This window comes from Embleya sp. NBC_00888 (genome assembly GCF_045207655.1).
Taxonomy (GTDB): Bacteria; Actinomycetota; Actinomycetes; order Streptomycetales; family Streptomycetaceae; genus Embleya.
The window spans coordinates 3,545,786-3,565,539 of record NZ_CP108785.1 but is presented as its reverse complement, the minus strand read 5'-3'; the positions used below and the strand labels follow the sequence as shown (position 1 = coordinate 3,565,539).

At 72.4% G+C, this 19,754-nt stretch carries 14 protein-coding genes; 9 read left to right on the top strand and 5 right to left on the bottom strand.

The window, feature by feature from the left end:
• Nucleotides 1-13: 13 nt before the first annotated feature.
• A complete protein-coding gene (locus tag OG948_RS49905) occupies nucleotides 14-1,594 on the bottom strand; it encodes an IS1182 family transposase (RefSeq protein WP_406300908.1) in 1,581 nt (526 codons plus the stop codon).
• Between the two features lie 115 nt (nucleotides 1,595-1,709).
• Here OG948_RS49905 and OG948_RS49900 point away from each other — a divergent pair, with 115 nt between their 5' ends.
• The gene (locus OG948_RS49900; protein WP_331771691.1) at nucleotides 1,710-2,948 is read left to right on the top strand and encodes an IS4 family transposase; all 1,239 of its coding nucleotides are present in this window, start codon (nucleotides 1,710-1,712) and stop codon (nucleotides 2,946-2,948) included.
• 262 nt (nucleotides 2,949-3,210) lie between these two features.
• Here OG948_RS49900 and OG948_RS49895 read toward each other — a convergent pair whose 3' ends face one another.
• Nucleotides 3,211-4,686 (bottom strand): serine hydrolase domain-containing protein, encoded by a 1,476-nt coding sequence (locus tag OG948_RS49895; protein WP_331771690.1) that lies wholly within the window; start codon nucleotides 4,684-4,686, stop codon nucleotides 3,211-3,213.
• Between the two features lie 214 nt (nucleotides 4,687-4,900).
• Here OG948_RS49895 and OG948_RS49890 point away from each other — a divergent pair, with 214 nt between their 5' ends.
• Nucleotides 4,901-5,746 (top strand): M55 family metallopeptidase, encoded by an 846-nt coding sequence (locus OG948_RS49890; RefSeq protein ID WP_331771689.1) that lies wholly within the window; start codon nucleotides 4,901-4,903, stop codon nucleotides 5,744-5,746.
• Between the two features lie 53 nt (nucleotides 5,747-5,799).
• Here the strand turns inward: OG948_RS49890 and OG948_RS49885 are convergent, their stop codons facing one another.
• A complete protein-coding gene (locus tag OG948_RS49885) occupies nucleotides 5,800-7,347 on the bottom strand; it encodes a M4 family metallopeptidase (protein WP_331771688.1) in 1,548 nt (515 codons plus the stop codon).
• Nucleotides 7,348-7,775: 428 nt separating this feature from the next.
• Between OG948_RS49885 and OG948_RS49880 the strand changes: the two genes are divergently transcribed.
• The 5 genes from OG948_RS49880 to OG948_RS49860 all read left to right on the top strand — a co-directional run bounded on the left by OG948_RS49880 (nucleotide 7,776) and on the right by OG948_RS49860 (nucleotide 13,953).
• A complete protein-coding gene (locus OG948_RS49880; RefSeq protein ID WP_331771687.1) occupies nucleotides 7,776-8,651 on the top strand; it encodes an ABC transporter ATP-binding protein in 876 nt (291 codons plus the stop codon).
• Nucleotides 8,648-11,218, top strand: coding sequence for an FtsX-like permease family protein (locus tag OG948_RS49875; protein WP_331771686.1), 2,571 nt, complete (start codon nucleotides 8,648-8,650; stop codon nucleotides 11,216-11,218). The genes OG948_RS49880 and OG948_RS49875 overlap by 4 nt, the downstream gene beginning before the upstream one ends.
• A gap of 263 nt (nucleotides 11,219-11,481) precedes the next feature.
• A complete protein-coding gene (locus OG948_RS49870; RefSeq protein WP_331771685.1) occupies nucleotides 11,482-12,684 on the top strand; it encodes a sensor histidine kinase in 1,203 nt (400 codons plus the stop codon).
• Complete coding sequence (locus tag OG948_RS49865) at nucleotides 12,675-13,325, top strand: response regulator transcription factor (RefSeq protein WP_331771684.1); 651 nt, start codon at nucleotides 12,675-12,677, stop codon at nucleotides 13,323-13,325. Before OG948_RS49870 ends, OG948_RS49865 begins: the two co-directional genes overlap by 10 nt.
• 256 nt (nucleotides 13,326-13,581) lie before the next feature.
• A complete protein-coding gene (locus OG948_RS49860) occupies nucleotides 13,582-13,953 on the top strand; it encodes a hypothetical protein (RefSeq protein WP_331771683.1) in 372 nt (123 codons plus the stop codon).
• Between the two features lie 42 nt (nucleotides 13,954-13,995).
• Here the strand turns inward: OG948_RS49860 and OG948_RS49855 are convergent, their stop codons facing one another.
• Nucleotides 13,996-14,796, bottom strand: a complete 801-nt coding sequence (locus OG948_RS49855; protein ID WP_331771682.1) for a hypothetical protein — start codon at nucleotides 14,794-14,796, stop codon at nucleotides 13,996-13,998.
• A 249-nt stretch (nucleotides 14,797-15,045) separates the two neighbouring features.
• Here OG948_RS49855 and OG948_RS49850 point away from each other — a divergent pair, with 249 nt between their 5' ends.
• A complete protein-coding gene (locus tag OG948_RS49850; RefSeq protein ID WP_331771681.1) occupies nucleotides 15,046-16,197 on the top strand; it encodes an acyl-CoA dehydrogenase family protein in 1,152 nt (383 codons plus the stop codon).
• A 532-nt stretch (nucleotides 16,198-16,729) separates the two neighbouring features.
• On the top strand, nucleotides 16,730-17,746 hold the full coding sequence (locus OG948_RS49845; protein WP_331771680.1) for a winged helix-turn-helix domain-containing protein: 1,017 nt from the start codon (nucleotides 16,730-16,732) through the stop codon (nucleotides 17,744-17,746).
• A gap of 82 nt (nucleotides 17,747-17,828) precedes the next feature.
• Here the strand turns inward: OG948_RS49845 and OG948_RS49840 are convergent, their stop codons facing one another.
• On the bottom strand, nucleotides 17,829-19,709 hold the full coding sequence (locus OG948_RS49840; RefSeq protein WP_331771679.1) for a protein-arginine deiminase family protein: 1,881 nt from the start codon (nucleotides 19,707-19,709) through the stop codon (nucleotides 17,829-17,831).
• Nucleotides 19,710-19,754: the final 45 nt, after the last annotated feature.

Genomic DNA, 19,754 nt, shown 5'->3' with positions numbered 1-19,754 from the left:
TGCTGTGCCCCGCTCAGGCGGTGGTGGGCAGGCGCCAGGTGGTGCCGTCGTGGGTGAGGCCGAGGCGGATGAGGGTCCGCAGGTTGATCGCGGCGGCGCGGACGTGGAGCCAACGATCGTTGGGGGCGGTGCCGCGGTGGCGGAGTCTGCGGTTGCCGCGGGCGACGATCCAGGCGACCGCGCGTTCCACCGGTGGGCGCCAACGCCGGTACTCGGCCTGCCAATGGAGGTCGGTGGCGGCCTGTCGACGCGCGGCGGCGAGGTGGTCGTGGTGCGGACGGATGGTGAGGGTCCGCCCGGCTTCGGCCTTGGTGCACCGGCCTCGGAGCGGGCAGTCGGTGCAGTGGTCGCCGAAGAACGCCTTGCGTTGGCGGTGTTGTCCGGCGGGGGCTGCCAGGGCGGCGGTGTGGCCGGCCGGGCAGGTCGCGGTGTGGGCGGTGGTGTCGACGGCGAAGTCGTCGAGGGTGAACCCGCCGGGCACCGCGCTGCGCAACGGGGCGGGTTTGAGGAACAACCGGTGCCCGGCGGCCTCCAGGACCGCGCGGGCGTCGCCGGTGGAGTAGGCGGTGTCGCCCAGGAGGTCGACCGGGTCCGGCTCGTCGGCGAGAAGGTCGAGGACGACGTTCGCCTCGTGGTGTTCGGCGCCCGAACCCGGGGTGAGTGCCACCGCGGTGAACAGGAGCGTCTCGGGTTCCACGACCAGGTGGGCCTTGTAACCGTCCTGGTGGCGGCTGCGGGTCTTGTGGATGTGTCGGGACTGCGGGTCGACGACCGAGACGACGCGGTCGGGGGCGGTGCCCCGGGTGATCCGCCACCTGCCGTCGCGGCCGTCGGAGCCGTCGGCGGGCTCCACGTCCTGCCCCGCCACGAGCGCGAGCAGGCCGATCGCGTTCGCCGCGCGTTCGCCGTGCTCGCGGTCGGGCAGGTTCCCCAGCAGCAGGAACGCGTCGCGGGCCAGGGCGTCCACCAGATCGGCTCGGGCGGCCGGGTCGTTCCAGGCGATCCTGGGTTTCCCCGGGTCGGTGTAGTCGTGGGCGCGGCAGTGTTCGGTCGCGACGGCCGCGGCGTCGGGGACCTCACGGATCACCGCGCGCACTCCGGAGACGAGTTGGGTGACGGTGTCCTGGGTGGCGACCGCGTCGTCCAGGACGGTGGAGTCGACCGCCCGACGCTGCCTGCCCTTCAACACGCCGGTGGCCCGCACGACCTCGCGGACCGCGTCGAAGACCCGGTCCGGACGCGCCGACCGGGCCAGGCGGCGACGGAAGTACGCCAACAGCGACGGGTCGAACGCGATGTCGTGCAGGCCGAGCCCGCAGGCGGCCTTCCACCGCAGGTCGCACCGCAGTTCCTGCACGGTGTCGAAGTCCGAGAGCCCGTTCAGGGCCTGCAACGTGATCGCCGCCGCCAGGACCTGCGGCGGCATCGACGGACGCCCGTTCGCCGACGGATACATGTCCGCGAACATCACCGCCGGAAACAACGCCTCGCGATGCTCGGCCAGGAACGCGAACACACTCCCCGCCGGGATCAGCTCCCGACACGTCGCCCACACGTCCGGCCCGATCAACTCACCCGACCATTCCCCCTGCACCATGAAAACGAGTCTGGTCCCGCCGCTGACGCGGCGGGGCCAGAACGCAACATCTTCATGAGTCTTCTAGGGCCAATACCAGTGACTTTGATGGGGTTCGCTCGTTGGATGGGTTGTGCCAAGGCCTGGGCAGGTGAAGTCGTCGACGGGTGAGCGGTTCTCGGATCGGATCGCGTTGGGGGTGTTGACGCGTGCGTTTCCGCCGGAGTTGGTCGACGAGGTGGTCGCGGGGTGTGGGCGGGTCGAGCAGCGTCGTCGGTTGTTGCCGGCGAGGGTGGTCGTCTACTTCGTCCTGGCGATGTGTCTGTTCTCGGGTCAGGGCTACGAGGAGGTCGCGCGTCTGCTCACGCAGGGTCTGGAGCGGGAGCGTCGGTGGGTGGGGACGTGGCGGGTTCCGACGACCGGGGCGATCGGGCGGGCGCGGCTGCGGTTGGGGCCGGAGCCGTTGAGGGTGTTGTTCGCTCGGGTGTGTCGCCCGGTGGCGGTGCCGGGGACGGTCGGGGCGTGGTATCGCGGGCGCCGTCTGGTCGCGGTGGACGGCACGACCTTCGACCTGCCCGACAGCGAGGCGAACGCGGGTTTCTTCGGTCGGCCGGGTACGAGTCGGGGCCAGGGTCGGAGCGCGTATCCGCAGGCACGGGTGGCCGTGTTGGTCGAGTGCGGCACCCACGTGGTGTTCGCGGCCGACATCGCGCCGCTCGCCGTGCACGAAACGACCGCGGCCCGGCGGTTGTTCGCGTCGTTGGAACCCGGGATGCTCCTGTTGGCCGACCGGGGCTTCCACGACTTCGAACTGTGGCGGGAGGCGTCCGCGACCGGTGCGGACCTGTTGTGGCGGATCAAGGGCAACGCCGTGCTCCCGGTCCTGACCTCCCTGCCCGACGGGTCCTACCTGTCCGAGATCTTCGCCGGTCACGACCGCCGGCGCGTCGATCCGATCCGGGTCCGTGTGGTCGAGTACACCCTGGGTCCACCCGGTGGGGAGGAAATCGTGTATCGGCTGATCACCACCGTCCACGATCCCTCGGCCGCTCCGGCCGCCGAGTTGGCGGCGCTGTATCACGAGCGGTGGGAGATCGAGACCGCCCTCGACGAGATCAAGACCCACCAGGGCGGTCCCGGCCACGTGTTGCGTTCCCGTCACCCGGCGGGTGTCGAACAGGAGATCCTCGGTGTTCTCCTGGTCCACCACGCCCTGCGCGACCTGATGCACCACGCCGCTCGGGATGTGGACTGCGACCCGGACAGGCTGTCCTTCACCCGCACCCTGCGCGTCGTCCGCCGCCACGTCACCGGCCAGGCGGCGTTTTCCCCCCTCCCGACTCGCCGTCGCACTCCTCGCCACCCTGTGTGAGATCCACGAACGGCCCCTGCCGCCGAGGCGGTTGCGCTCCAACCCCCGCGTCATCAAACGCAAGATGTCCAACTGGGCGCTCAAGCGAACCGAACACCGCAACACACCCCCACCGAACCCACCCGACGTCACACTCGTCGGACCGACCCGCACCACCCCAACCTGCCGCAGAAAGACCTAAAAACACCGGTATTGCCCCTAGGGCGTCTCGACCGTCGGTGGTACGCCGACGGTCGAGATCCGCGTCCTTTCCTCCGCACGATCAGGCCGAGTCCGCGGCCTCCCGCTCGGCGTCGGTGTCCCGGACCCGGCGCATCGCCCGGCCCACGTGCAGGAACTCGGCCTGTGCACCGTCCCCGAGGAAGATGTACATCGGGTGTCGGCCACCTTCGCGCTCGGCCGTGATCAGGGTGCGCGCGTCCGCGGCCACCACTCGCGAGCCGGCGGAATCCTCGCCGACGATCTCGGCGATGGGCCCGTGCGCGCGCGAGGTCACGGTCAGGCCGTCCTCGGTCTCGGCGACGTCGACGATCAGCGCCGGCGACGCGTAGGTGCCGACGACGTACCCGGCGTCGATCGACACCGGTTCGGCGGGCGGCGCGGGCAGGTCCGGCACCTCGACGCCGCCGAGCGAACCGAGCAGTTCGCGGACCAGGTCGTAGGCGAGATACAGGGCACCGCCGTTGGTCAGCAGCGCGATGGAGAACTCGCGCGAGGGCACCACCCGCAACATCGCGCTGTGACCGATCGTGCCGCCGTCGTGGCCGATGACCGCCTCGCCCGGCCAGTCGTACAGGTTCCAGCCCAGTCCCCACGACCTGCCGAGCCGGCCGTCCCCGATGATCTCGACCTGCGGCTCGCGCATCGCCAGCGCGGACGCCTCCGACAGCAGGCGCGTCCCGTCCGGGAGCAGTCCTCGGCGGACGTGCGCGGCAGCGAATTCCAACAGGTCGCTCGCGCTCATCGCGAGCATGCCCCCGGAGGGGCCGCCGGAGCGGGACATGTGGTGGATCGGTGCCTTGACCGGGCCGTCGGCTCCGCCCAGGTGGCCGATCGCGGTCCGGTGCAGGATCGATTCGGCCGCGTCGTTGGCCACGTGGGCGAGCCCCAGCGGTACCACGATGCGTTCGCGCAGCGCCGTCTCCCAGGTCCGGCCCGTCAGCACCTCGACGACCCGACCGAGCAGGTCGAAACCGCTGTTGCAGTAGGAGAACGTCGAACCCGGCGGGAACAGCTGTTCGGCCCGGGTCGCCAGGCCGGCGGTCATCAGTTCGAGCGCGTCGTGGCCGCGACCGAAGTCGTCGTACAGCTCGCCCTCGAAACCGCCGGTGTGACACAGGAGATGACGAATCGTCACCAGAGCGCTCGCGTCCTCGTCGACCAGGCGCAGGTCGGGGAGGTAGGTGCGGACCGGCGCGTCCAGGTCGATCAGGCCCTCGTCGACGAGTTGCATCACCAGGGTCGTGGTCCACACCTTGGTGATCGAGCCGACCTGGAACAGCGAGTCGGTGGTCGCGGGGTGGCCGAACTCGGTGTCGAGCACGCCCACCGCCGCCGCGACGGTCCGATCGCCGACCCGAACGGCGATGCTCGCGCCGGGAATTCCCGCCTGCTCGGCGAGTTCCGCGAGGCGGGCCTCGAGGTATTCGGGGGTCGGCATGGACTCGGCCGGGCTCGGTACGTCCGACCGGCCGGACGCCGGGGTCGCGGCGGCCTGCGGCGGGATGGATCGTGCCATGAACGGGCACCTCCTCGAAGAGCGGCGGGTGTACCGCGGTGGTCGATCACGGTAGGCAGCGGCCGAGACCCCTGACTCGTCGTCGCCGACGAAGAACCGTCGCCGGCCCTGTCCGAATCGCCAACGACCGGCGGCGGGACCGTGCGTGATGCTCGGCAGGGCATCGCACGCCGCGCGGGACCGGCCGAACAGGGCGACGAACGGGAGCACACCCATGGACGTATACATCTCGATCGACTTGGAAGGTGTGGCGGGCATCGCCACCATCGACCAGATCGTGCCCGGAGGCGGCGGCTACGCCAACGCGCAGGAGATGATGACCGGCGAGGCCAACGCGGCCATCGAAGGCGCGTTCGCGGCGGGCGCGGACAACGTCCTGATCAACGACAGCCACGGCACCATGGACAACCTGCTCGCGCGCAGCCTGGACCGGCGCGCACGGGTGATCCAGGGCAGCCCCAAGGCGCAGTGCATGGCGCACGGGCTCGGCCCGAACCACGGCGTCGCGCTGTTCGTCGGCTACCACGCGGCGGCGGCCACCCCGGGCGTGCTCGCGCACACCTTCTCGTCCGACTTCGCGACCGTACGGCTCAACGGCAGCCCCGTCACCGAGGCCGAGGTCAACGGGCTGCTCGCGGCGCAGCACGGGGTCCCGGTGGGGCTGGTCACCGGCGACAACGAGGTCTGCGCCGCGACGGCCGCGGCGTTTCCGGGCGTGATCACGGTCCCGGTCAAGACGGCCGAGGGCATCACCGCGGCGAACAGCGTGCATCCGTCCGTGGCCCAGGACCTGATCCGGGCCAGCGCGGCGGCGGCCGTGGAGCAGGCCGGGAACCTGGAGCCGTTGCCACTGCCGGAGACGTTCGTCTTCGAGGTCGGCTTCCAGATCCCGCTGGCCGCCGAGGTCGCGGCGGCGGTGCCGGGCGCGGAGCGGGTGGACCAGCTCACCGTGCGCTGCGAGGTGGCCGACCCGGGCCGGGTCGTGGACCTGGTCCAGATCTGGTACACCATCGCCGCGCACTCGGCCCGCTCCCGCCTGCCGATGCTGAGCCGCCGCTGACGCGTGACGCCCGCCGGGTACCGGTAGCCGGTAGCCGGCGGGCGTCGGTCGGTTCAGGGGCAGACCGGCTCGCCCGCCGCGGGTGGCACGGCGACCGCCTCCCAGGCGGCCTTGGTCTTCTTGAAGACGTCGCAGGTGGGGTCCAGGGCCTTGGCCGCGTACAGGGTCTGCCGGCGTTCCTGGCGGTAGTTGGTGCCGCCGGCGCGAGACATCAGGGCGTAGTAGACGACCTTGGCGGCCATCTTGATACCCACGCCGGTGACCGGCGTCGGGGTGCAGGTCGGGCTGGTGGGCTTGCCGCCACCCGGGTTGGAGCCCTCGGCGAGCAGATAGAACCAGTGGTTGAACACGCCCGCCGCCCGGTAGGGGTCCATACTCGGGATCGCCGATGTGTAGCAGTTCGCGTCGCCGCGGATCGACGGGTTGTACATGAAGCGCAGCGGGCCGCTGCCGAACGGGTCGACCATCTCGCCGATCGTGTAGTCCGGGGTGTCGAACGGCGCCGGCTCGTTGGCGTACGCCTCGGTCAGGGTGCCCATGATGTCCGCGAGTCCCTCGGCCAGGCCCGGTTCGGTGAACGGAAAGCCCGGGGTCGTCTGATCGATGGCGTGCCCGTACTCGTGGCCCACCAGATCCATCGCCGACATCCATTGGTTCTGGGTGCTGCGACCGATCACGACCTTGTTCCCGTCCCAGTACAGGTTGTAGTCGTTGAGGCCGACCTGGAGCGGCCAGGCCCCGCCGTTGCCGTTGTGCCCGTTGCGGCCGAGCCAGTTCCGGAACATGTCGAACTGCTTCTGCGCCGCCCACAGGGCGTCCACACACCCGGTCTCGATGGTGGTGGGGTTGCCGTTGCCCCACTCGTCGACGGGCTTGGCGAACACCGCGCCGCCGTACTTCGCGCAGCTCAGATTGGCCCGGATCGGGTCGCGCAGGGTGTACGTACTGCCGGAGTGTGTCGTGTCGATGGTGATCGGGTCCGGGCCGTTCCACTGGCTGTGGCCGATCCCGGCGTGCACCTCGTCGACGGAGTCGAGCACCGTGCCGGACCCGGCGTCGACGAAGACGTGCAACCTGCTCGGCGCGGTGTCGGTCCGGCCGACCACGACGGTCTCCCAGGCCAGGTGCGCCGCCCCCGCGCCCACCCGCACCACCAGGCGGCTCGTGTCGACCCGGTCCACCACCGGCAGTCGGGTGCGCGCGGTGTCCTCGGCCGTGGGCCGGCCGACGCTCGGCGTGGTCGCGACGTCGATGTGCACGTCGTCGGCCGTCTGCACGGCGTGCACCCGCCCCCGACCGTCGGCCAACACGGCGGCGTCCGCGCCGACCACGGGCAGGCCGCGGTAGCTGCGTTCGTACGAGATCGAGTAGATGTCGCCGACCCAGGGCAGCACCGACCGGCGCAGGTAGTGCTCGCCGGGCGTCCCGGTCGAGGTGCCGGTGTCGGCCATCGCCCGGTCGGCCGCGGCGATCGCCGCGGCCCGGGCGTCGGGGGCGAGAACGGGCCGTGCTCGTTCCGTGGTCGACTGCGCCGTCGTGCCGACCACCAGGCCGACCGCCAGGGCCAGGACCGACCCGAACGTCAACGTGCTGCGATGCATCGAGGCTCCTCGGGTAGAAGGCACGCCCCGACCACGAATCCGACCGCCGCCGCCCCCGCTTCCGCTTCCGCTTCCGCTTCCGCTTCCGCTTCCGCTTCCGCTTCCGCTTCCGCTTCCGGGACGAACGGACCACCCCACGCGCCGGGTTCGTCGCCCGAGCGAATAAAACGCTCACAGCGCGCCGAACCACCGTCAACACCCGCCCGACCATCGGCACACTCCGGCAAAGTCCCGCGCCGCGCCTGCCCCGTCCAGGCCGCGGCCGTCCCCACGCGGCGGACTCGCGGGGGGTGTGGTTTTCCGCAGGTGGGGTCGGTGCCGCGCCCCATGGTCCGGGCGTCGGCGATCTTGGAGGCTGCTCCTACCGGTGATTCGAGGCCCGTTCCGACCGGAACGAGGCCCCATCGGGCGAGCGAGGAGGTCGGCGGATGCCGAGGAGCAGGACGCGGACGGCAGCGGTCGCCGAGGGCGCGCGGGAGACGTCGCCGTTCGCCGCGCGGGCCAGGGGACTGGTCAAGGAGTACGGGTCGGGCGCGACCCGGGTCGCGGCCCTGGCGGGCGTGGACGTGGATCTCCTCCGCGGCGGCTTCACCGCGATCATGGGGCCGTCCGGCTCCGGCAAGTCGACGCTGATGCAGTGCCTGGCCGGGCTGGACACCGCCACCGAGGGCAGTGTGGCGGTCGGCGGTACCGAGTTGGCCGGGCTCGACGACACCGCGTTGACGCAACTGCGGCGCGACCGACTGGGGTTCGTCTTCCAGGCGTTCAATCTGCTGCCCACGCTGACCGCCCTGGAGAACATCACGCTGCCGGTCGAGATCGCCGGCCGCCGGGTGGACCGGGCCCATCTGGATCGCATCGTCGCGGCCACCGGTCTGACCGGCCGGTTGGCTCATCGACCCGCCGAGCTGTCCGGCGGTCAGCAGCAACGCGTAGCGGTGGCACGGGCGTTGGTATCCAAACCGGAGATCGTCTTCGCCGACGAACCGACCGGGAACCTGGACTCCCGGGCCGGGACCGAGGTGCTCGACCTGCTCCGCCGCGGCGTGCGCGAGTGGGGCCAGACCGTACTCATGGTCACCCACGACCCGAACGCGGCGGCCTACGCCGATCGGGTCGTCTTCCTGGCCGACGGCCGGATCGTGGACGAGTTGGCCGAACCGACGGCGGACACCGTATTCGCGCGGATGAGGCGGTTCGACGGCCCCGGGCGAACGTACCGACCCGCGCCCGATCGCGGGTCGGCGCACCCGTTGGGCATGCCCGGCACGATCGGGAACGACGCGGACGAGGTGCGACGGTGACGCTCACCCGGATCGCGCTGCGCGGCGTCGTGGCGCACCAGGCTCGGATGCTTCTGGCCCTGGTGGCCATCGCGTTGGGTACCGCGTTCGTCGCCGGAACCCTGGTCTTCCGCGACTCGGTCGCGGCCTCCGCACGCGCGTCCTTCTCGGGGTCCGCGGCGGACGTGACGGTGACACCCCGTCAGGGCGGCGATCGACAGGACGGCACCGGCCTGCCCGCGACCGTGCCCGGCCCGGTGCTCGACACGGTGGCCCGGACCGAGGGCGTGCGCGCCGCGTACGGCCGGGTGCACGTCCCGGACGTCGTGGTCCTGGACGGCCGGGGCAAACCGCTGAGTACGCGCGGCGACACCGTCGCCGACTGGCCGGCCGATCCCCGGTCCGCGCCGCGCGTGAGCCAAGGACGTGCCCCCGGCGGCCCGGCCGAGGTGGTCGTGGCGGCGAACACCGCCAAGGCGCACGGGATTCGGATCGGCGACCGGCTGCGGATCATGGCGATACCCGGCACCTTCGAGGCGACCGTGGTGGGTCTGGGGCAGGAGCGGGCGGGACAGGCCCGCGAAGCGGAGGTGTTCGTGGACTCGGCCACCGCGCAACGCCGACTCCTGGGCGCGACGGCACGATTCACGTCCATCGCGGTCACCGCCGCACCCGGGGTCGCCGACGCGCGACTGCGGCAGCAGGTGCTGGCCGCGTTGACCGATCCCGCCCCGTTCACCGTGCGCACCCGTGATCAGGAGGCCGCCGCCCGGGGCGACGCCGCCGGCGCCTCGCTGGACGTGGTCACCTACCTGATGCTCGGTTTCGCCGGGATCTCGGTGCTCGTCGGCGTGTTCCTGATCGGCAACACGTTCTCCATGCTGGTCGCCGCGCGCACCCGACAGAGCGGGTTGCTGCGCGCCGTCGGTGCCCGGCGGGGCCAGGTCAACCGGTTGATCCTGGGCGAGGCCGGGTTGTTGGGCGTGGCCGGATCGACGCTGGGACTGGCCCTGGGCGTCGGACTCGCGGCCGGGCTGATCCGGGTCGTGGGACAGGTCGGCGACGCCCCGGCGGCGAGCGGGCCGACGGTGCGCTGGTCGACGCCGGTGGCCGCGTACGCGGTGGGCGTGCTGATCACCCTGGTGGCCGCGTACCTGCCCGCGCGCCGGGCCGGTCGGGTCTCCCCCATGGCGGCGCTGCTGCGGGTGGCCGGACCCGCGACCGGGCGCTCGTTGCGGGGCCGCAACCTGGTGGCCGGCACCGCCGGACTGCTGGGCGCCGGCGCGCTGTTGCTCGCGGTACGCGCCGACGAACTCGCGGCGGCCGGGTCGTTGCTCGCGGTCGGCGTCCTGCTCACCCTCGTCGGTACCGTCGCCGGCGCGCCGATCCTGAGCGTATGGGCCGTCCGCGGCGTGGACCGACTGGTCGCGCGCCGGTCCGGACCGATCGGTCGGCTCGCGCGCGGCAACGCGATTCGCGACCCGCGGCGTACCGGGGCCACCGCGTCGGCTCTGATGGTGGGCATCGCGCTGGTGAGCTTCCTGTCCCTGGTCGCCGCGTCGCTGGTGACCTCGGTCGACGGCCAACTCGAACGCACCGTGCATGCCGACTACTTCGTGCTCTCCTCGGGCCCGATGACCGAACAGGTGGCCCGCGTGGTCCGGGAGACGCCGGGCCTGGACCACGTCACCGCACAGCAGACCGTGCGCGCCGACCTGATCACCGCGCACGGCACCGACCGCGATCACGATCTGACCGCCACCACCGAGCGGTTCACCGACGACTTCAAGCTGACCTTCACCGCCGGCGACGCCCGCTCGACACTGGCCCCGGGCGGCGACGGGATCACCGTGCCGCAGGCATTCGCCGACGAGCACCGGCTGCGGCTCGGCGATCCGGTGCGGGTGCGCTTCCACGGCGGTGGCACCGCGCGGCTCACCGTCGGCGGCATCGTCCGCGACGGCGACGTGTTCGCCTCCGGCGCCACCTACATCGGCGCCCACGTCGCCCGGGCAAACCTGCCCGCCGAGCAAATGCCGTTGGACGACGTGTACTTCGCGACCACCGCGGCGGGAGCGGACCGGGACCGGGTGTACGCGGCCCTGGCCGAGCGCCTGGCCGGCTTCCCGCAGACCAAGGTGCGCGACCGGGACAGCTACCGCGAGGCGCTGCACGACACGGTCGCCCTCGCCCTGGACCTGGTGTACGCGCTGCTCGCGCTGGCGATCCTGGTGGCCGTACTGGGCGTGGTCAACACACTCGCGCTGTCCGTGGTCGAACGCACCCGGGAGATCGCGCTGTTGCGGGCCCTGGGGCTGACCCGGCGCCGGGTGCGCCGGATGATCCGCACGGAGGCGGTGCTGATCGCCGTGGTCGGCGCGGTACTGGGCCTGCTGCCCGGCCTGGCCTGGGGCGCGGCCACCCAGCGCGTGCTGTCCACGAAGGGCCTCGACACGCTCGCCGTCCCGTGGGCCACGTGCGGGGCGGTCCTGGTCGGCGCGGTCGCCGTCGGCGCCCTCGCCGCGTGGCTCCCGTCCCGCCGAGCGGCCCGGGTCGACCTGCGCGAGGCGATGGCGAGCGGCGGGTGACCGGACGGTCGACCGGGGTGGGAGGTCGACCGGTCCGGCGGCGTCGAGCGGAGGCCGACGGGCGGGACGGGGCCGAGCGACCCGGGCCGTTCGACCGAAGCCGGGCGCCGCGCGCGGTTCGGCCGGAGCCGGGCGACCCACGCGGTTCGGCCGAAGTCGGGCGACCCACGCGGTTCGGCCGGAGGACCGGATGAGAGGCTCGGGGCACCGCCGTGACGTGCACAAACGGGGGACGAGGACGGGACAGGACGGGAGCAGGGGCATTGGACGGTTCGGGTCCGGTCGACGACACCCGGCACGCCCGTGGGTTCGGGACGGTCGTCCGTAGCGCGGCGACGACTGCCCTGCGCGCCGTCCGGGTGGTCTTCGTGGGCGCCGCGACCGCCCTGCCGGAAGTGCTCTTCCTGGCCGGCGCCGGGCTGTCGTACGCGCTCGTCCCCCGCTCCCGGACGCGCCCGCGCCGCGGCGTGCTGCGCCTGATCACGCGCGGCGCCCGCGCCCTGACCGACCTGGAGCGCGCACGCCTGGCCCGCCCCGGGGACCCGGTCCACCCCACCCCGACCGAGCCGAGGCGCCTGGTCCGCTACCTGGCGGCACGGGTGCCCGTCGGGCTGCTCGGCGGCGCGCTCCTGGTGCTCATCGTCGGCGGCGCCGGGTTCGCCGCGGTGATGGTGGGCGCGTGGGCGACGGGCAGTCCGAACACCACCACCTCCGACGTGGCCATCCTGCTCCCGTCCGGGCCGGCCCTGCTCGCGCTGGCGTTGTACGGCCTGGTCGGGCTCGCGGACACCGAACGGGCGCTGGCCCGGCGCCTGCTCGAACCGGACCCGAGCGCATTGTTGCGGCTTCGAGTGGACGAGTTGGCGGCGAGCCGGGCGGGCGTGGTCGAGGCGGTGCACGAGGAGCGCCGGCGGATCGAACGCGACCTGCACGACGGGGTGCAGCAGCGCCTGGTCGCCCTCGGCATGCTGATCGGCCGGGCTCGGCGCGGCAACGATCCCGCGCGCACCGACGAGTTGTTGTGTCAGGCGCACGAGCAGGCTCAGCAGGCGCTGACCGATCTGCGGGACGTGGCCTGGCGGATCCATCCCACGGGGTTGGACGACGGCGGGTTGCGCGCGGTCCTGGAGACGATCGCCGAGCGGGCGCCGGTGCGGGTCGGGTTGACGTACGACGTGGCGGCGGAACCCGCGCCGATCGTGGCCACCGCGGTCTACTTCGTGGTCGCCGAGGCCGTCACCAACACGGTCAAACACGCGGGCGCCGACGCCGTCACGGTACGCGTCTCGGGCGCCGGCGACGCGGTGCGGGTACGTATCGTCGACGACGGCGTCGGCGGCGCGAATCCCGCCGGCGGCGGACTGTCCGGGCTGGCCCGTCGGGTCGCCGCACTGGACGGAACCCTCCGGGTGGACAGCCCGCCCGGAGGGCCCACCACGATCACCGCGGAGGTACCGTGCGCATAGTCCTGGCCGACGATTCGGCCCTGCTGCGCGAGGGGTTGGCCCGACTGCTCGCCGACGAGCGGCACGAGGTGGTCGCGGGCGTCGGTGACGGCGACGCCATGGTCGAGGCGGTCCTCGAACACGTCCCGGATGTGGTGGTGGCCGACGTACGGATGCCGCCCACGCACACCGACGAGGGCCTGCGCGCCGCTCTGGAGGTGCGGCGCCGGTTGCCGGGGGTGGGTGTGTTGGTCCTGTCCCAGTACATCGAGAAGCGGTACGCGGTCGAGCTGTTGACCCACGACGGCGCGGCGGTGGGCTACCTGCTCAAGGACCGCGTCGCGCACGTGGACGACTTCCTGGACGCGCTGAACCGGGTCGCCGCCGGCGGCGCCGCGTTCGATCCCGAGGTGGTGCGCCAACTCCTGGCCCGGACCAGCCACGTCGACCCGCTGGACCGGCTCACCCCACGCGAGCGCGAGGTGCTGGCGCACATGGCCGAGGGCCGCACCAACGCCGCCATCGCACAGGCCCTGCACGTGTCGCAGAGCGCGGTGGAGAAGCACGTCAACGCGATCTTCGACCGCCTCGACCTGGCCCACGCCGCCGGCCCGGGCTACAGCCGCCGAGTCCTGGCCATCCTTCGCTACCTGGGCTCCTGACCACCCGCCCCGCCACGGGGCCGCCTCGAACGCGGGCACGGCATCGCCGCGCGCGGGTCGGCGGCTTGCACCGACTTCGCCTCCCGCGCGACGTGCAACTGCCTTGCCTCCGCGTTCTGTTCACCTCCGAGACACACCGCGTCGCCGAGCGCGAGCACACCCGGAGTGGCTCGTCCGCCGCGCCGGTTCCGGGTGAACCGAGCAAATGAGTACCCGTACTCATCCCGTGCCGGTCCCCCGGTGATGAGCTGACCACATGACACCCCACGAGGCTTCGCTCCGGTCCGTGCACCACGCCGGCACACCCGCGTCCCGGCGTGGCTCGCCGGCCGCTCCCATCATCGCCACCATCCTGACCGTCCCGGTCGCGGGTGCGCACCTCTTCCTGTTCGGGCTGAGTGCGATGGCGTTCGACTCCTGCAACTCCGCCGCCGACTGCCCGGAGGCCACCGCTGCGGTGAACCGGGCCGCGTGGCTCGCGGTCGCTTCCGTGCCCGTCGCGTTGACATCGTGGTTGTGGCCCCACAAGCCCAGGTTCAATCGGTATCGCGTGGCGCATCTGGGCGTCTACCTGGTGCTCGCCGGAACGGCCGGCGCACTGTTCGTCACCGTGCCCGTGGGCCGCTGACGCAGTCCCGCCCGAGCGTCCCCGACCGAAGCCGCGCACGGATCAACCGGCGGACGGCCTGGTCTCGTGGTTCAGCGGCGGCAGGGCCACCGTGGCCGCCGCCGGAGGGGCGGTGATCTCCACCGGCTTGCCGGGATCGGACCAGTCGACGGTGTATGGGCCCGGGGCAAGGAGCCGCACCGGCACCGGACTTCCGGTGGCGGGTACGTACAGGCGGGTGTCGCCGTCGTCCGGGTCGGGGAGGGTCAGCACGAGCATCCGCCGGCCGTCGAGCATCTCCTCCGAGCGGCGCATCGGCGTGGATCCCCAGTCCATCACGACCGTCGCGACGCTGCCGTAGTCGGCGATCTCGGTGACGTCCTCGAATCGCGAGTTTTCCGCCTCGATCCTGACGTACTTCTCGTGCACTCGCCCGGCGTCGCTCGGGTCGGCGAGCTTGCCGGTGGCCGTCCAGTAGTCGGCGCCGGCCTTCAGGTACAGGTCCGCGCCGATCCGACGCAGTTCGATCGTTCGCCCGTCCACCGTCATGGAGCCGATGTAGCTCCTCCGCGATTGGTCGAAGCGCAGCTCGTAGCCGATCCTTTGGCGCCCGTCGTGCGATTGCACGTCGCCGATGGCGCGCACGGTCGAGACGCCGCGGCCCGCCGCCTGGATGCTCTTCTTCAGCGCGGCGTCGTCCAGCTTCGTGTTGTCCTCGCCGGTCTCGGCGACCGCGGGGGTCGAGGCACCGAGCGTCGCGGTGGGCGTGCCGATCCCCACCGGCGTCGAGTCCGCGCCGCAGCCGGCCAGGAGCAGCGTGCCGGCAAGCATCGCGGCGGCGAGGGTGTGGTTGTACGCGCGCAAGTGCGGCTCCCGTTCGACCCGAATCGGCGTCGGCCCGACCGGTGTTCGGGCCCGGCACTGCGACGCACGCCGCCGGGCCGGGGTTCCGTGTTCCGCGCGGAAGATATCGGCACTGCTAATTTGACCGGTCGACGGCGGTCGACGGCGGCCCCGACGGTGGCGGGGCCGCACGCGACTGTGGCCCAGCCGGCGGTCCGTCGCCCGGCCGAGTCGCGAGCACCCGATTCCGAGGATCAGGAGAGCCGGCCCATGAACCTGGAGTTGACCGACGAACAGGACGCCGTGCGGGATCTGGCCGCACGGTTCGCCGACCGCGAACTCGTCCCGCACGCCGCCGAGTGGGACCGCGCCGAGTCCGTCGACCCGGGCATCGTCGCGAAGTTGGGCCGGCTGGGCTTCCTCGGCCTGACCATTCCCGAGGAGTACGGCGGATCGGCCGGCGACCACCTGGCCTACTGTCTCGTCCTGGAGGAACTGGGGCGCGGCGACTCGGCCGTGCGCGGCATCGTGTCGGTCTCGCTCGGCCTGGTCGCCAAGTCGATCGCCACGTACGGGAGCGAGGAGCAAAGGCACGCGTGGCTGCCTCGGCTCTGCGCGGGCGAGGCGCTGGGCTGCTTCGCGCTCACCGAGCCGAACACCGGCTCGGACGCGGCGAATCTGGCCACCCGCGCGGTGCGCGACGGCGGCGACTGGCTGCTGAGCGGCGCCAAGATGTTCATCACCAACGGCACCTGGGCCGACCTGGCGCTGCTGTTCGCCCGGACCGGCGAGGCGGGCCACAAGGGCGTCACCGCGTTCCTCGTGCCCACCGACACTCCCGGTCTGGAACGCCGGGAGGTGCACGGCAAGTTGGGCCTGCGCGGACAGGCCACCGCCGAACTGGTCCTGGACGCCGTCCGGGTGCCGGACTCCGCGCGCCTGGGCGAACTCGGCAAGGGCTTCTCGGTCGCGATGGCCGCGCTCGCCAAGGGCCGCATGTCGGTCGCGGCCGGCTGTGTGGGGATCGGGCAGGCGTGCCTGGACGCGGCGGTGCGCCACGCGGGCGAGCGCGAACAGTTCGGCAAACCGATCGCCGGCCACCAGTTGGTTCAGGAACTGCTCAGCGACATCGCCGTGGACGTACGCGCCGCCCGGCTGCTGACCTGGCAGGTCGCCGACCACATCGATCGTGGGCTGCCGTTCGCCACCGAGTCCTCGGTGGCCAAGCTGTTCGCCTCCGAGGCCGCGGTACGCGCGGCCAACAACGCGCTCCAGGTGTTCGGCGGATACGGCTACATCGACGAGTATCCGGTCGGCAAGTATCTGCGCGACGCCCGCGTGATGACACTCTACGAAGGCACCAGCCAGATCCAGAAACTCCTCATCGGCCGCGCCCTGACCGGCGTGAACGCCTTCGCCTGAGCCCCTTGGCTCCTGAGCTCCTGAGCTCCTGCGACCGCGAGCCCCCGACCCGACCCGACCCCTCGCCCGGAACGCGCGGCCGGAGGCGAGCGTACGTCCGCCCACCCCCGGCCGATCCCGAGCACGATGGATTCCCCGCCCGTCCCCGTCGGACGGGGCCGAGATCCGGGCACGATCACCACATGGGTCCCGACGACGTCTTCTCTCGGCCCGCGCTTCCGCCCCGTGTCGGATCTCCGGCCGAGCCCGCCGCCTCCACCTCTGTGGCCTCGCGCCCGGGCCCCTCCACCCCGGCTCGCATTCCCCGGCGGGCGGACGACGTTGTCCGCTCACCCCGTCCCCGAAGCCTGGCCGATCGGCCGTTGTCCGGAAACGCCTTTCAGCCTGGACTGAAACCCGCTGGTCGCAGCGTCGCCGAGGACGCACACTGTCGTGGTCCTCCCGAGGACGTACGCATCGAACGGGAGGCCGACGCAAGGCACGTCTCGGACGAAACACCCCCGACCATCCACCCGACCCTCGGAGTACACGAGTGCTGCGGATCCACTTCACCGCGGAGGACCTGGCCCGGACCCGATTGGCCACGACGGTCGGTGCGGCGGCCGAGACGTACCACAGCCTGGAACTGCTGCACGGTCCGCGCAGACCGCTGCCCTTCCGGGCCTGGCGCACCGAGGTGGCCGCGCGGCTGGAGGCGGCGCCCGGTCCGCTCACCGCGCTGATGCCCATCCGCGGCCCGGGCCTGGATCTGCGCACGCTGGTCGGGGACTCCCCCTCCCTCGACGAAAGTATCGAGAACCTGCTCGCGGTACCCGGCGCGCGATTACGCGCGGAACTCGCGCATCTGACCTTCGCCCCCGCGTACTCGACCTGGGTGCGCGACTTCCTGGACGGCGCCCTCGAACCGCGCCGCGAGTTCGCCGAGGCGCTGCGCGCCTGCCATGACGTGACGGTCGCGCCCTTCCACGACCGGGTGCGCTCGCACCTGGAGGCGGCCCGCAGCCGCTACACCCACACGCTGCTCGACAGCGGTGTCGAGGGCCTGTTGGCCGGGTTGTGCGTACCGCTCATCCGTTGGAATCCGCCGGTCCTGGAAGTACGGCATCGCAAGGACCACGACATCCTGCTCGGTGGCCGGGGCCTGGTGATCGCACCGACGCTCTTCGTCTGGCGGGAGTCGGTGGTGCTCTGGGACGTCCAGGACGAAGCCGCGCCGTACGTGCTGACCGTGCCCACCGTGCGCGACCTCCAGGACGGCGTCGCGCTGTGGCAACCCGGCGTGGGCGACGACCGCGCGCTCGGCGCGCTCCTTGGCCAGACTCGGGCCGCCGCGTTGACCGTGATCAACGACGGCTGCACGACCACGGAGTTGGCGCGTCGGCTGAACGTCTCGGCGGCGTCGGCGAGCCAACACGCGACCGTGCTGCGGAACGCCCGGCTGATCACCACGACCCGGCGAGGTAGCGCGGTCCTGCACTCGCTGACCTCACTGGGCCTGGAACTCCTCGGCGAGAGCCCGCTACGCGCACGCCATCCGGCCCGGACCTGACCCGACGGCACGACCGCCCGTCGAATGGGCGCCGGTCCCCGATCGCCCGGTCCCCGAACGCCCGGGCGCGGACCGCCGCCGATCACGTACCGGCGGCCTCCGACCGCTCCCGCCACCACGGCGTCGGGCCGCTCGGGTCGCGCAGCGCGTTGGTCGCGCAGTGCACTTCGCCGCCGCCGATGTGGGCCCAGGAGAAGTTCTCCACCCACCGGGTACTCACCCCCTGTGCGCCGAGCGCCCGTTCGGTCTCGGCACGGAACACGTCGACGCCCGCGACCCGTGGGCCGTGCGGATCCGGTGCCGCGAAGTCCCGTGCGGTCAACGACAGTCCGTTGACGATGGCGGGCGAGAACGCGATGGCGCGCTCCGGGCTGTCGGGGGTCAGCCGACCCGGCACGAGCAGCACCGGAACGCGTACGAGTTCATCCCACCGCAGACCCGTCTCACGCAGCAGTACCGCGAGTTGGCCGTCGATGTGGCCGGCCGCCGACTCGTTCGTCCGGGCGAACCAGTCGGCGGCGAGCAGTTCGTCGACCGTGGGCCGGTTCGGCGAGGTCGTGTCGGCGAACAGTCGCTCCCCGCCCGCGCCCGCCGCCCGCGCCCGACGCAACAGGTCGACCGCGAGCCGCGGGTCGGCGACCATCAGGGTCCAGCCGCGCGCGTTGTCCGCGCGCACCACGTGTACGGTCTCGTCGGCGTGCCCGACCACCAGCCACGACGTGTCGATCGCGATCGGCGGTTGTTGCCCCTGGGCGGCCAGCATCCGGACGAACGACTGGTCCGGCATCCGGGAGGGGGCCGACCCGTAGACGATCCGGCCCTGCGGTGATCCCGGGAACGCCGGGACGGACTCGAAGTTGCCGGTGAAGTTCAGCATGTCGTCGACGGCCGCGGTGCGGTCGCTCGTGTACTGCTGCACCACCGCGATATCGGGGCCACGCAGGTCGCGGAAGATCAACCGGCCCGCCCGACGCAGAGATTCGGAGTCTCCGGTGGGCGAGCTCCAGTGGTTGGGCGAGCGCAGCAGAACGCGCATGACCTGGGCCGCGCCATCCGGGGCGGGCATGCTCACCGTGCCGGGTTCGAAGATGTCCTGCCGCCAGATGTCCCGCCACCACTGCTCGGTGCCCTCGGTGAAGCGCACCGCGTCCGATCCCAGTCCGGCTCGAACGGCCGCGTCCGTCAGGGACTTCGCGAACGGCTCCCAGTCGGCGGGCCACCCCGGGTTCGGATGGGTGGGGATCTCGACCGGGGTGCCCGCGCCGGGGCCGGGTTTCGCGGCGATGATCCGCTCGGCGCGTTGCAGGTCGTTGTGCACCAGGACCGGCGCCACCCGCATCGGTACCGTGTCCGTGGCGGTCCGGCCGGCCTCGGACACCGTGAGCGTGATCGCGACGCGCCCGTCCCATCGCGCCTGGTCACGCGGCACATCCCGGGCCTCGATGGCGAGTTCGACGCCCGACCGCAACTCGCGGGCGGTCAGCGTCGCGTCGCCCAACGGTACGAGGGAACCACCGCGGCGGATGAACAGCCGCACCAACTCGCGCTGTGCCGCGGGTACCTCCACCCGGCCGATCGCGCCGTGTCCCACCCGTGCGGGCAGCACCCGCAGCGGCGCGAGGTCACGCTCGTCCGCGGGCCCGTCGACCACCTCGTTCGCCGCGTCGTTGCAGGCTGCCAGGCGTTCGTCGACCGCGATGTCGAGCCGGTCGAGGTCGCCGGGTTCGAGCCGACATCGACGACCGTCGTCGTCCAGATTGGGCAGGAACACCGCCTCGCGGCCCGTCTCCTCGGCGGCCTCGTCGCCCGATCCGCGTAGCGCGACCCGACCGTCCCGGTCGCTGTCGGCCCGCAGGTCGGCCGTTGGAACCGGACCGGTCGCACCGGCCGGGGCCACGCCGATCCCGGCCCCGAAGACCGCCGCCAGTGCCACCGCTCCCACTCGACTCTTCGCGCCGCGCATGTGTGCCCGTCCCTTCGTGAACGCCCCCTACCTCGTCCACTCTCC